9 protein-coding genes and 1 other RNA gene are annotated in these 14,415 nt (G+C 46.2%); 4 read left to right on the top strand and 6 right to left on the bottom strand.

All coding sequences use genetic code 11. The annotated features are described in order from the left end of the window. Positions 1-562: 562 nt before the first annotated feature. From NHN17_RS23670 to NHN17_RS23660, 3 genes are all read left to right on the top strand, one after another. Complete coding sequence (locus NHN17_RS23670; protein ID WP_255045124.1) at positions 563-1,522, top strand: TRAP transporter substrate-binding protein; 960 nt, start codon at positions 563-565, stop codon at positions 1,520-1,522. Between the two features lie 66 nt (positions 1,523-1,588). Beyond that, a complete protein-coding gene (locus tag NHN17_RS23665) occupies positions 1,589-2,083 on the top strand; it encodes a TRAP transporter small permease (protein WP_255045123.1) in 495 nt (164 codons plus the stop codon). A 2-nt stretch (positions 2,084-2,085) separates the two neighbouring features. Further along, complete coding sequence (locus tag NHN17_RS23660; RefSeq protein WP_255045122.1) at positions 2,086-3,393, top strand: TRAP transporter large permease; 1,308 nt, start codon at positions 2,086-2,088, stop codon at positions 3,391-3,393. Between the two features lie 167 nt (positions 3,394-3,560). Here NHN17_RS23660 and NHN17_RS23655 read toward each other — a convergent pair whose 3' ends face one another. From NHN17_RS23655 to cobA, 5 genes are all read right to left on the bottom strand, one after another. Beyond that, complete coding sequence (locus NHN17_RS23655) at positions 3,561-5,369, bottom strand: bifunctional protein-serine/threonine kinase/phosphatase (protein WP_255045121.1); 1,809 nt, start codon at positions 5,367-5,369, stop codon at positions 3,561-3,563. Between the two features lie 63 nt (positions 5,370-5,432). Next, entirely contained in the window at positions 5,433-6,908 is a 1,476-nt protein-coding gene (locus NHN17_RS23650; RefSeq protein ID WP_255045120.1) for a NarK family nitrate/nitrite MFS transporter, read from the bottom strand. A 287-nt stretch (positions 6,909-7,195) separates the two neighbouring features. After that, positions 7,196-7,534 (bottom strand): nitrite reductase small subunit NirD, encoded by a 339-nt coding sequence (nirD, locus tag NHN17_RS23645; RefSeq protein WP_255045119.1) that lies wholly within the window; start codon positions 7,532-7,534, stop codon positions 7,196-7,198. An 11-nt stretch (positions 7,535-7,545) separates the two neighbouring features. Then, entirely contained in the window at positions 7,546-10,146 is a 2,601-nt protein-coding gene (gene nirB, locus NHN17_RS23640) for a nitrite reductase large subunit NirB (RefSeq protein ID WP_255045118.1), read from the bottom strand. Positions 10,147-10,195: 49 nt separating this feature from the next. Further along, on the bottom strand, positions 10,196-11,041 hold the full coding sequence (gene cobA / locus NHN17_RS23635) for a uroporphyrinogen-III C-methyltransferase (protein WP_255045117.1): 846 nt from the start codon (positions 11,039-11,041) through the stop codon (positions 10,196-10,198). A 420-nt stretch (positions 11,042-11,461) separates the two neighbouring features. Here cobA and NHN17_RS23630 point away from each other — a divergent pair, with 420 nt between their 5' ends. Further along, the gene (locus NHN17_RS23630; protein WP_255045116.1) at positions 11,462-14,185 is read left to right on the top strand and encodes a nitrate reductase; all 2,724 of its coding nucleotides are present in this window, start codon (positions 11,462-11,464) and stop codon (positions 14,183-14,185) included. A gap of 41 nt (positions 14,186-14,226) precedes the next feature. Here the strand turns inward: NHN17_RS23630 and NHN17_RS23625 are convergent. Further along, positions 14,227-14,357: non-coding RNA, RtT sRNA (locus tag NHN17_RS23625), on the bottom strand. Positions 14,358-14,415: the final 58 nt, after the last annotated feature.

Raw genomic sequence — 14,415 nt, 5'->3', positions numbered from 1 at the left:
GCCAGCGATTGTCTTTAAAGAAATGGCATTGGCTGCTTGATATTGGAGAGTGTCGCACTTCGCAGTTGAATTCGGGAGACATTAATGCGTTAGCAAACACTTAATCAAAACCCAGTGATATTGTGCAAAAACATAATACCAAGCATCTTAAAGTTGCTATAATCTATAAAACACGCACTGATATATAAATCAAAAATAAAAGTTATTGCTAACAAGAAATAAAACAGTCTTATCTTATCAAATGATTTAGTTCACGCTTTCTAAACTAAAATATCAATACACAGCAATTCCATTGCGACATCTCTCACATTTAAATAGCACCCCATCTTGCTAATAATATATGACAATAGAACTCTCAACCTATTTTAATAAATCTATTCATTAATACAACCAAGGATCACAAATAACTTTATTATCAGTTATTTAAAAGTGATGGATGTCATGGACCCTCTGCTGAACTATTGTACGACAATAGTATCGTAATATATAAATATTCACGCAAAGCAAATTAGGGAGCTATCAAGTTGATAGCAAAACTGTAGGGTTATAAAGGTTAATAAAAATGAAAAAAATCTTATTATCTCTCATCGCTACTTCCGTAATGATGAGTGCAAACGTAAATGCGAAAACACTAAACCTCGGTCATGCGATGTCATTGGATAATGCAGCACATAAAGGTATGGTGATTTTTGCTGATAAGGTTAAAGAAAAATCCAATGGCGATCTTAACGTCCGTATCTTTCCCAACGCACAATTAGGTTCTGAGCGTGATCAAGCTGAACAAGTGGTAACAGGTGCACTTGATATGGCTAAAATAAACGGCTCATTAGCAGAATCATTTGAACCAACATTTAAAACAGTTTCTATCCCTTTCTTATTTGACAGTATTGAACATAAGCGCCAATTTATGCGAAGCGATACGGCTGAAAAAATGCTGTTATCTAGCGAAGGAAAAGGATTTATCGGCCTAACGTTCTATGATTCAGGCACTCGTAGCTTCTATGGCTCAAAGCCATTTAAAACTCCAGATGACCTTGCAGGGCTAAAAGTCCGTGTTCCTGAGTCACCAACCATGATGGAAATGATCAATTTGCTTGGTGCAAGAGCAACACCGATGCCGTTCACCGAAATTTACACGGGTCTTCAACAAGGCGTCATTGATGCTGCGGAAAATAACGTCTCAAGTTTAGTGGAAATGCGACACACAGAGGTTGCAAACTATTACTCAGTCGATCAGCATACGATGAGCCCTGATTTAATCATTATTTCTGAGTCTACCTGGGCAAGCCTAAAACCTGATCAACAAAAAATCATTAAAGAAGCTGCTGCAGAATCTCTTGAAGAGCAGATCAAACTATGGGATAAAATTGAGAACGCTAACGTTGAAAAAGCGAAATCAATTGGTGTTACCTTTGTCGAAGTTGACAAAGATAAGTTCAGGGAAAAAGTTCGCCCAATGCTTGATTCAGCATTAGAAGATCCAAGCCTAAGTTATTACGTTGAGAAAATCCAAACAATGTAAATATTTCAATTGCCCCATGCAATGTATGGGGCAATTTAATAAAAAAATATAAATTTGAGTAAGTTTATGCATTCATCTTTTATAAGATTGCGTAAAGCCTTAGATAGCTTTTTGCTTTCAATTTGTGGCATCGCAATTGTTTCTCTTGTATGTACAGTAACCTGGCAAGTTTTCAGTCGTTATGTACTAAATAACCCAAGTACGATTACCGATGAACTCTCTAGATACCTTATGATTTGGCTAGGGCTCCTAGGAGGAAGTTATCTTTTTGGTCGAAAGGGCCATCTCGCGATAACGTTGATGTCTGACAGCATACCACCTGCTGCAAATAAGATATTACAGTTAGTCATTAATTTGCTAATCATTATATTTGCAAACTTAGCAATGTTGCGTGGTGGTTGGCTTTTGATTCAGCGAACAATGCAGCAGTTTTCTCCGGCACTACAAATTCCAATGGGATATGTCTATATGATACTCCCTATATCTGCCGTACTTATATCACTCTATATAATTATGAACACTTACGACCTTTTTGCTAAAGAGCATGTGATTAAGGATTAACAATGGATCTTTCTATTGGATTTTGGCTTCTTTGCCTATTTATGGCAATGATCATATTTAGTGTACCAATTGCAATTGCAATTGCTATGTCTTCTCTAATTATTATGTTTACTATTTTGCCATTCGATGTTGCAATAATGACAGCAGGGCAAAAAATAGTAACGGGAATAGACAGTTTTAGTTTACTTGCTATCCCTTTCTTTATACTTGCCGGTAATATCATGAACCGGGGAGGTATCGCTGGTAGATTGGTTAACTTTGCAAAACTGCTCGTTGGCCGGCTTCCTGGCTCATTAGCGCACGTTAACATCTTGTCTAACATGATGTTTGGCGCAGTGTCGGGATCAGCCGTTGCTTCAGCTGCAGCGGTTGGTAAAACACTGTCTCCTGAGCTTCAGAAAGAAGGGTATGATAAATCATTTTCTACGGCGGTAAATGTCGCCTCTTGTCCTGCGGGGCTACTCATTCCACCAAGTAACTCACTGATTGTATTCTCCGTAGTCAGTGGTGGCACATCCGTAGCTGCACTTTTTATTGCTGGTTATGTACCCGGAATATTAATGGGCTTAAGTTGCATGGCCGTCGCATACTTTATTGCAAAGCGCAAAGGCTATGTTCAAAAACATGAAGAAAAAAAATCAATAAAAGATATTTTTAAGATTGTTTGGGATGCAACACCAAGCCTAGGTCTTATTGTTGTCGTTATCGGCGGTATTATTGGTGGCGTTTTCACCGCTACTGAAGGGGCATGTATTGCGGTTTTATATTCATTTATCCTATCGCTTTGCTACCGCTCATTGAATATTAAACTGTTAAAGACCATCTGCATTGAAACAACCGAAATCACGGGGATCATGCTGTTTTTGATTGGTGCATCAACCATCATGTCCTGGGCAATGGCTTTCACTGGTCTACCAGCAATGATCAGTGAATGGATGCTTTCGATATCTGATAATCCTATTATTATATTCATTCTTATGAATGTTATACTGCTGATTATCGGTATGTTCATGGATTTAACACCAGCACTGCTGATATTTACCCCAATATTTATGCCTATTGCGACATCATTGGGAATGCACCCGATACATTTTGCCATGATGATTATCTTTAATTTATGTATAGGTATTGCGACTCCTCCAGTAGGAACAGCATTGTTTGTTGGTTGTAGTGTAAGCGGAGCTAAAATTGAAAGTGTGATTAAGTCAATATTACCATTCTGCTTAGTCTTAATGTTTACTCTATTACTTATTACATTCATTCCTTCAATCAGTTTATTCCTGCCTAAGGCACTTGGTTTAATAAACTAAAAATCGTATATTAACACATGGTGACACTCAATTTTGAGTGTCACATCATCGTATATTTATTAACCCACTGCAGTCATTACACTAAGTGGTCCAAGGCATCGCCAGTGGAGAAGGTGATTTAACGTTCATAAATAAACCCCGGCTCATAATAATGCTGCGAATTAATATTAGCCAGCTAAGATGAAAAGCTGAACAAGAACAATAACAAACAAGCTAAGCGACATTATTTTCCAGAACCTAACTGGATTCTTACTTTTCAACGGACGCTTACTTGCCTGCTTTAATACCTGAGAGGATGGGTGATAGAGATCGCACACCACTTCAGACAGCGCTTCATAACGCTGACTAGCTTGAGGGAAACAGCCTTTTCTGATCACTACATCCAGCCACATCGGCAAGTCATCACGATAATTCTCCAGAGGTGTATATTCAGGCCATTGGCTTGATGATTGTGATGGTTTAAATGTATTCGGTAATGGATAGGGAAAGTAGCCAGTCAACATCTCATAAATAATGATAGATATTGAATACATATCAGATCTCATAGACACATTCCCACCCAATAAACACTCCGGCGATAAATATTTTATATCGCCTACAGGAACCGTTTCTGTTATGGGTGTACTTAATTCATCAAAATGTTCTGAATAAACGGAGCCAAAGTCAATAATGACAATTTGATCCAATTGATTAACGATCAAGTTTTCTGGCTTAATATCACGGTGAATAAGCCTGTAACGCTGTAAAACCCGAACGGACTTAATTATTTCCTCCGTCATTACCCGTACTTTTTCTAAATCCGGTAAGGGGTTGTCTTCCATCCATTGACGTAGTGATTTGCCTTCTACCCACTCACAAACATGGTAGAGGAAAGAGGAATGACGAGAAAAAGGATAAATCTTCATTATTCTCTGATGGGATACCTGCTCACCAATCCAGCCTTCACGGACAAAGCCTTGCAAGTATTGGTAATCCTCTGCAAAGTTCAGTGAAGGCATCTTCAGCACATAGCGCTTGGTATCAAATTCGCTGACGGCCAAGTAAATATGGCTGCGTGGTCCGCTATGCAACACCCTTAGAATTCGGTACTGATCGATTCGGTTCCCCTCTTCCATAACCGGGGGTATCACCCGCTTTGTCAGTTCCTCGATATACTCATCTACGGTCAGGGAAGGAAGCGACTTCACCTCAAGCAGTAAACTCGACACATTATCCTGACTTCCGGCATCTAGGGCGGCTTCCACCAACTGCGCTGATTGTTGTTCGACAGGTAGCACTGATGGCGATATAACCGCTGAAGATAAATGGTGCTGGATCTCCGCTTCTTCCAGCCATTCATGGATCCCATCGGTCGCCAGTAACAGGCGATCGCCTTGTTCTAGGCGTAATTGCTGGAAATCCACTTCAATATAGCTGTCCATACCAAGCGAGCGGGTTAAAAAATATTGCTGGCCATATTGATGGCGACGGTGATCTTGGGTGAGTTGAACCAGTGCCTGATCGCGGTACAAATATACGCGGGTATCCCCCACATGCATAATATAAGCAGTATTAGATTTAATGATCACCGCACAAAAAGTCGTCACCATGCCATTATGCTGCAGTTCACTTTGGCTACCTTGGTGAAACAGCCATTGGTTTAAAGCATTAAGCACTTTTCCTGCTGATTGCTTTACCCCCCACGTATTCGGGGTGGCATAGTATTCTTCGATAAACTGGGTGACGCATAATTGGCTCGCCTGCTGGCCTTGCTCGCTGCAACTCACACCATCGGCAAGGCAGGCAACAATCCCTTTGTGCAAACGCTCATCACGCTGCTTAGGCTGATAAACCGCGAAGGCATCCTGATTAGAGGGCTTACGCCCCGCCACAGAATGCCCGCCAATATCCAGTTGCAAGGTATTGGTTTCCTTGACCTGTTGATGGTTTTCCCGCTTCAAGTTAACCGTTACCTTTGACTGCACTATCTCGCTCATACACATCACCCTTCAGGCTAGTTAACCGGCTTACTCAACGGTTGCCGAGTAAGCCGGAAAAGCTTATCGATTAGCGACATCAATCATCATGATACTGCCATCTTCATTCACCTCTGCAATCTGCCCACTTGGCTCTTCCATCATCAGCAAGGTGATAAAGCCAATCACTGCCGTTGCTGCAATGACATAAAAGAAAGTGCTGTAATCAACTAACGATAAAATGGTGAGGTAGCACACGGCCCCGACATTACCATAGGCACCGGTCATCCCGGCGATCTGTCCGGTCATCCGGCGCTTGATCAGTGGTACGGTGGCAAAAACAGCCCCTTCACCCGACTGGACGAAGAAAGAGCATGCCATCGCGGCAACCACTGCTAACCATACCGGCCAGCTGCTGTCGACCTGGCCCATCAAGAAGTAACCGGCAGCCAAACCGGCAGTCAAGATAAGCAAGGTGGGTTTACGGCCAAACTTATCAGAGATCCAGCCACCGCCAGGACGAGACATTAGGTTCATAAAGGCATAGGCAGACGCAACCATCCCAGCCATCACGGGGGTCAGCTCAAAAGTTTCCGAAAAAAACAGCGGCAACATTGAGACGACTGCCAGTTCAGAGCCAAAGGTCGCAAAGTACAACACATTCAACACCGCAACCTGCTTGAACTTGTAGCGATGTACCTCGGGAACCGGCTTTTCAAACACATTTTTATTAACGCGCCACACCTGTAGGACTTCGTAGCAGTAAATCAAGGCTAAAACGACATAGGTCCCCATGACGGCACCATCATTAAGCATCCCGATCCCCGACGGCGAAAGTTTCCAAGCCAACAAGGCCAACGCACCATACATAGGCAGTTTCATAAACAGCAATAGAAAGAAATCACCTTTGGACGTCACCTCCATCGCGCCTAATTGCTTCGGCTTAAAATAGGTCGCCCCTTTTGGCGTGTCCGTCACATTGGCGTAAAACACAAAGGAGAAAAGCAGGCTCATCACACCGGTAATGGCCATGGCATAACGCCAACCATCTTCACCACCGAACATAATCGCGACAGTGGGTAAGGTAAAGGCAGCTGCAGCCGAACCAAAGTTACCCCAACCGCCATAAATACCTTCAGCCGTGCCCAGCTCATTATGTGGGAACCACTCAGAGACCAAACGGATCCCAACAACAAACCCAGCACCAATAAACCCGAGCGCGAAACGGGCTATCGCTGCCTGAACAAAACTGTCGGCAAAAGCGAAGACAAAACAGGGAATAGAGCAAACAGCTAACAGTGCGGAATAGACTAATCGTGGCCCGTATTTATCGGTGAGCATACCGATAATTACCCTTGCGGGTATAGTAAATGCCACATTGAGGATCAGCAGGGTCTTTATTTCGGCCGTGGTTAATCCTAATGAACTTTTCACCGATTGAAGTAGTGGAGCGAAGTTGAACCACACAAAAAAGGTAATGAAAAACGCAAACCAGCTGAGGTGGAGGATTTTCATTTTCCCCTTAAACGAGAAGATATTGAACTTGCCTGTTTCTGACATCTTGGTGTTTCCTTTTTATACTGACTTGCCATTAGTACTGCATTGTTCATGCCAAAAAATAAATCTTTACATATCAGTAGATTAAAAACACAAAGATCAAATACCACCACATAAAGCACCAAAATGAATCAAAAACAAAAAATAAGCACCATATTGAGCCAAAATATCAAAATAAAGGAGATAAAGACCACATATAAAAAACAAAAACACCTAACTAAATAGGTGAAGGTATAGAGTAAACATAAAAAATCACAGCTTACGCTGTGATTTTTTAACAAGCCTTACTTTTATGCACTTATTTGAACATCATCACCCTGGCATCTTACCGAAAAAGTTTTCAAATTCACCTCAGGTAACTCAACGCATTGACCCGTTAACAGATTGAAGTGCTGCTTGTACAAGGGAGAGGCGACAACAATGTCATCCCCTTGCGATCCTAAGATCCCCCGTGACAGTACATTGGCCTTACCAACCGGGTCATAATTATCAACCGCATACAATGAATCCGTGCGATGACAATAAAAAATCGCCACTTGCTCATGTCCCCATAGGACACAAACACCCGCGTTTTTGATTAATGCATCTCTATGGCACACGGTATACCACTTTGCCTGCTTCTGCTCCATGCTCACCCCACTTATTTACTTGTTATATCAATGACATTGATCTGCTCGCCGGCGACACCTTGAGCCCCCCCTTGCGGTAAGTTAGCCTGTAGGCACCTTTCCGCAGGAGTCTGTGGCCTACGCTGCCCCCGCTCTGACACATAGGTCAGTTGGCTATCTTGCTGGTCGCTATTAATAAAGTGTTTGAAGCGCTGCAGCTTCTCTGGCGACTCCAAGGTAGTTTTCCATTCACACTGATATTGATCGAGCGTGCGAGCCATCTCCTGCTCAAGCTCTTCAGCCAGACCAAGGTGATCATCAACCACCACCTTTTTGAGATAATCCAACCCACCTTCTAAGTTTTCCAACCATACCGATGTTCGCTGCAAACGATCGGCAGTACGGATATAGAACATCAGCAACCGGTCGACATAACTTACCAAGGTATCAGCATCCAAATCAGTGGCGAGCAAATCGGCATGGCGAGGACGCATTCCCCCGTTACCACAGACATACAGGTTCCAACCGTTTTCTGTTGCGATCACTCCAATATCTTTAGACTGGGCTTCCGCACACTCGCGGGTACAGCCTGATACGGCGAATTTGAGTTTATGGGGCGCGCGTAACCCTTTGTAACGATGCTCGAGATCAATGGCAAAGCCGACACTGTCTGCCACACCATAACGGCACCAAGTACTACCGACACAAGATTTGACGGTACGAACCGACTTGCCATAAGCATGGCCAGTCTCAAAGCCAGCATCGATCAACAAACGCCAGATTTCAGGCAACTCATGCAGCTGGGCACCGAACAAATCCACCCGTTGCCCACCGGTGATCTTGGTATAGAGATCGAACTGCTTCGCCACCTCCCCCAACACAATCAACTTGTCCGGAGTGATCTCTCCCCCTGGGATCCTCGGCACGACAGAATAAGTGCCATCTTTTTGCATGTTGCCAAGGAAAATATCATTGGTATCTTGAAGCTCTAGGTGCGCATCGGCCAATACATAGTCATTCCAGTACGATGCCAGCATTGAGCCCACAGCCGGTTTGCAGATATCACAGCCTAACCCGCTGCCATATTCTGTTAGCAACGCATCAAACGTGGTGATCTTTTTCACTCTGACCAGATCAGCCAACTCCTGGCGAGAATAGGCAAAGTGCTCACAAATATGATTGCTCACCTCGACGCCCATCGCTGCCAACTCGACATCCATCACTTGTTTCGCCAATGCCGAGCAGCCACCACAGCCAGTTGAGGCTTTGGTCGCCGTTTTCAAATCAGCCATCGATGCACAACCATCCGCCACAGCCTGCCTGATTTGCCCTTTGGTCACGTCATAGCATGAACATATCGAAGCACTGTCGGGCAATGCTTCTACGCCCAACCCGGCCCCGGCACCTTCCCCTTCGAGTTGGGGCAGAATTAATACCGCTGGATTGTCTGGTAGCGGCATATCATTGAGCTTAGTCTGCAGCAGTGACTGATAGTTACTGACATCACCCACCAACACGGCCCCCAATACCTTGTCACCCTCAGGAGATAAAACTAAGCGCTTATAGACTTGTTCCAAATCATCGCTATAGGTGTAGGACAGCGCGCCAGGTGTTGTACCATTAACATCACCAATACTGGCAACATCGACCCCCAGTAACTTAAGCTTGGTACTCATATCTGCGCCGACAAAAGACAAGCCCGCATCTGGCTGACAGAAATGGTTGGCCAGTACTTTTGCCATTTGGTAGCCGGGCGCAACCAGACCAAAAATCCGCTGTTGCCACAGTGCACATTCACCAATGGCGTAGACATCATCTGCACTGGTCTGGCAATGGTCATCAATCACAATACCGCCCCGCTCTCCGACTTCAAGACCACACTGGCGGGCCAGCGCATCTTGTGGGCGGATCCCCGCCGAGAACACGATCATGTCGGTTTCTAAAAATGAGCCATCAGCAAAGTTCATCCGATAACGGCAGCTTTCACCAGCGACAATCTCTTTCGTGGCCTTTTCGGTATGCACCGATACGCCAAGTGTTGATATTTGGCGAGCGAGCAAGTCTCCCCCGCCCTGATCCAACTGTACCGCCATCAAGCGCGGCGCAAACTCCACCACATGGGTCTCGACTCCCAACTGTTTGAGCGCATTGGCCGCCTCAAGCCCCAACAGCCCGCCCCCCACAACGACACCCACTTGGCTCTGGGATCCTGACTGGGCGATAGCATCCAAGTCTTCGATTGTCCGGTAAACATGGCAATGCGGTTGATCGTTACCGGGAATTGGCGGGACAAAAGGATACGACCCTGTCGCCAGCACCAGTTTGTCATAGTGCTCACGCCGTCCGCCTTGGGTAACAATGATCTTTGCGACAGTATCTATCTCGCTGACTTGCTCATTAAGCAGGTACTCGACCCCATTATTTTGATAATCAATTTCGTTGGCTAACGCCAAATCTTGCGCGCTGTTCCCGCTAAAATAACTACTTAGCTGTACTCGGTCATAGGCCAACCTTGGCTCTTCGGAAAAGGTCAGGATGCTGAACTGCTGTTGCTTGTCCTGAGCCAACATATCTTCAATAAACTTGTGTCCAACCATACCGTTGCCGACCACAATAATTTTTTTCTTATCCATTTCTGCTCTCCCCTGAGCGACTGACTTCACTGCTTACTCTCTTTTGATCTCAAGCCGACAGCTGGAGCTGTTGTTCGGCAACCTGGCTAACCCACTGCAGTTGCTCTGATAGGGCAACCACCTCACCGACAACAATCAAAGCCGGTGACACTACCTGATGGCTCGCTACCAGTTCAGGTAAATGCTGCAATAGTCCGGTCACTGTCCGTTGCTCAGGACAACACCCTTTCTCGACCAAGGCCACAGGGGTATTAGGATTCGCCCCACCAGCAAGCAGCTTTTCGCGGATCATGGCTGATTTACTGACCCCCATATAAAACACTAAGGTATGATCAAGCTGCGCCAGCGCTTGCCAATTAAGATCCAAGGACTGCTCGGCATGCCCGGTAACAAAAGTACATCCTTGTGAATACCCCCTGTGCGTCAACGGAATACCGGCATAGCTGGTGCAGCCAGCAGCAGCCGTGATCCCCGGTACAACCTCTACATGCACATCAGCGGCTTTCAGTGCCAGCATCTCTTCACTACCACGACCAAAGACAAAGGCATCACCACCTTTGAGGCGACAAACCTTCTTGCCTTGCCAGGCCAATTTCACCAACAACTCATTGATTGCTTCTTGGCTGACACTGTGTTCACCCTTTGCCTTACCGACATACAAAGCTTGGGTACCCGCAGGAAAGCGTGCCCGTATCTCCTTGCTCACGAGGCGGTCATAGACAATGACATCCGCCTGCTCAATACTTTCCAACGCCTTAAGCGTCAGCAACATAGGATCACCCGGCCCGGCACCGACCAAGTCCACTTTTCCGACCCTACCCCCAGTTAAGGGCGATGCTCCTATCTGGACACTCTCTGCTGGGTACACCCCAGTACGTACTCTGATCGTTGGCATACATCACCTATGCGTTCATATCCGTTTAAACTGTTACCAAGGTAGTGAGCAAAGACAGTGCCAGTTCCAACTAATCACAACCAATTGCAACTATAAATATTTTCAAGCTACTGTTATTAATGCCTTTAATTTTAAAACCTCAAACATGCAGCGATAGCAACAGCAGCTTAGCTCCTCCTCCCGCTGCCCAGTCCCCGTGCAATAAAAGCCCTGTTTCGCACCAAAATAGCCATCCAACCAGCATTTTATGTAAGCATATATACCACTTTAGGGGTATAAGCAGAACTTTCAACCACAAAGAAAACAAACAACCATCTAATGTGTCGCTCCACTAACCAATACCAGCACCAAGAAAGCTGGCCCAGTTATTGCTCAGCTCTTATTCGATGTACTGATTTTCAAAGCCAAGGAGAACAACAGGTGAGCCAAAAAGAAAATACCTGGATTAAATCGACCTGTGCCTACTGCGGAGTAGGCTGTGGCATTGAAGCGAGAGCAAACAACCGTGGCACATTGGAAGTTCGCGGAGACAGCCAGCACCCCGCCAATTTTGGCAAGCTATGCTCTAAAGGATTAGCCCTAGGAGAGACCGTCGGCATAGAAGGAAGGCTGCTAAAGCCACAAATTAACCAACAGGATGCCTCATGGGAAGAAGCACTGGCTGATGTCGCGGAGCAGTTTAACCGTGTTATAGAACAGCATGGCAAGGAGGCTGTCGCCTTCTACGTCTCGGGGCAGTTACTGACTGAGGATTATTATGTCGCCAATAAACTGATGAAAGGGTTTATTGGTAGTGCCAATATCGATACCAACTCTCGCCTTTGCATGTCTTCCAGTGTCGCTGGGCATAAACGGGCATTCGGAGCTGACATTGTGCCAGGCTGTTATGAAGATCTCGAATTAGCTGACTTAATCATACTAACGGGATCTAATCTGGCTTGGTGTCACCCCATTCTATTTCAGAGAATTCGCGACGCCAAGAACACAAGAAAATGCAAAGTCATCGTGATAGATCCGCGCAGGACACCAACCTGCGACATTGCCGATATGCACCTTCCACTTTTACCGGGCAGCGATGTTGCTTTGTTCAACGGTTTACTGGCATTCCTGAGTGAAAGTAACGCATTGGATTTAGATTATATCGGTGCATCAACCGAGGGGCTGGATCTGGCGCTGGCGACTGCTTTTCGGTTTGGTGATATTGAATCGGTACAAGCTGTGACAGGGCTCGATAAAACGCAGATCCTTGCTTTTTACCAACTTTTTGCCGCCAGCGAAAAAACCGTTACTGTTTACTCGCAGGGCGTCAACCAGTCCACATCGGGTACCGACAAGGTCAACAGTATTCTCAACTACCATCTGGCGACTGGCCGAGTAGGTAAACCGGGCAGCACGCCCTTCTCCGTAACCGGACAACCCAATGCGATGGGGGGACGCGAGGTTGGCGGACTGGCCAATATGCTGGCTGCCCATATGGACTTTGATAACCCTGAACATACCCAGCAGATCAGCAAATTTTGGCAAACGGACAATTTGGCAACGGCGCCGGGCCTGAAGGCCATTGACATGTTCAACGCCATCGAGAGCGGACAAATCAAGGCCATTTGGATCATTGCAACCAACCCCGCGGTCAGCTTGCCAGACAGCAAACGTATCGAGACCATTTTGGCGAATTGCCCTTATGTGGTGGTATCAGATTGCATGGCCGATACCGACACACTGCGCCATGCCAATGTGGCATTACCCGCCCAAGGCTGGAGTGAAAAGTCTGGCACCGTTACTAACTCGGAACGAAGGATCTCCCGCCAGCGGCGCTTATTACCATCACCGGGCGAGGCCAAACCCGACTGGTGGATCATCAGTGAAGTTGCCAAAAAAATGGGCTTTGGCTATGCCTTCGACTACCAAAATGAAGCCGACATTTTTCGCGAATATACCCAGATGACAACTCTGGGCCAAAAGGAAGTAACGGACAGCGTATCCAGGCACGGTGTCTGTGCACTATCCAGACCGCTGAACCTGTCAGGGCTAACTGAATTAACAGCAAAACAGTATCACCAAATGCCGCCGCAACAATGGCCAGTCACAACCTATAATCAACCGACGACACGGCTATTTGGCAATGGCGAGTTTGCCACCCCTTCGGGTAAAGCGCAGTTTATTGCTACCGGCTACCGGCCTATAGCAGAGACCACTACCCCAAAATACCCTTTACTATTAAATTCCGGACGGATACGGGATCACTGGCACACCATGACCCGCAGCGGGTTATCCCCTCGCCTCAGCGAACATATCAGCGAGCCTTACCTCGCCCTGTCGGCACAGGATGCCGAACGTTATTCAATAAATCCCAACACCTTGGTGAAAGTCACCAGCCGCAAAGGTGAAGTCTTGTTGCGGGCACGACTCAGCAGGGAGTGCCAATCAGGCCAAGTCTTTGCCCCGTTTCATTGGAGCAACTGCACCACCAGCATGGGTAAGGTGGATACGCTTATCGCCGGACACCGTGACCCACTTTCTGGCCAGCCTGAGTTTAAAGCCACTGCGGTAAGCATTGAGCCTTTACCCTACCAAAGTGAAGCGTTGCTGATCACACAAGATAAACTCGCTACAGTGGGTATGAGCTCCCACGCGCATTGGACGAGCCAGCGCACCAATAGCGGCTACCTCTTTCGGCTAACGTCCCAACACCCTCCCGAACAATTACATGCCTGGCTTGCGGCAAACCTTACCAATGATCAGAGCAGTGATCAGGGGAAAGGCCAGCAGCTCATTACAATTGAAGCGAACAATGAAAGTCGTTACGCGCTATTTCAAAACAACCGTATCCACAGTGCCTTTATCGTTAGCGCTGACTTATACCACAGCGATTATGACTACCTGTATACCTTAATCGGCAGACCGCTATCAGATCCGCTCGTGCAAGCCCTGTTTACCGGCAAAGCGCCACCGGGCCATCAAAATGGACGGCTGGTTTGTGCGTGCAAGCAGGTCGGCGTGAAAACGATAGAACAAGCGATTCGAGCAAAGTCTTGTTGCTCGGTAAAAGAGATCAGCGATGCAACCCAAGCGGGTACTGGGTGCGGAAGTTGCTTGCCGGAGTTGCAACTGATGCTTGAAGAAATACAGATCAAGCAGGTATAGACGCAAAAAAGCCGCTGATTTCTCAGTGGCTTCTTCTAATGTGGCAGAGATATAGGGATTTACTTCGCCCTTCGGGCCGTTGCTTTAATGCGCCTTCGGCTAGCAACGTTGTCTCGCTGCGCTCGGCTGAACCCTGTCTAGAGTTCTTCACCCTAATACCAATCTAAGTAAAAATATGATCTAATTGAGGTTACTCTTTCAGACAGTCACATCGCTATGGATAGCCTCAA

Origin of the sequence: Photobacterium pectinilyticum, from assembly GCF_024357955.1 — a bacterium.
Lineage (GTDB): Bacteria > Pseudomonadota > Gammaproteobacteria > Enterobacterales > Vibrionaceae > Photobacterium > Photobacterium pectinilyticum.
This window is presented reverse-complemented; position numbering and strand designations above follow the sequence as displayed.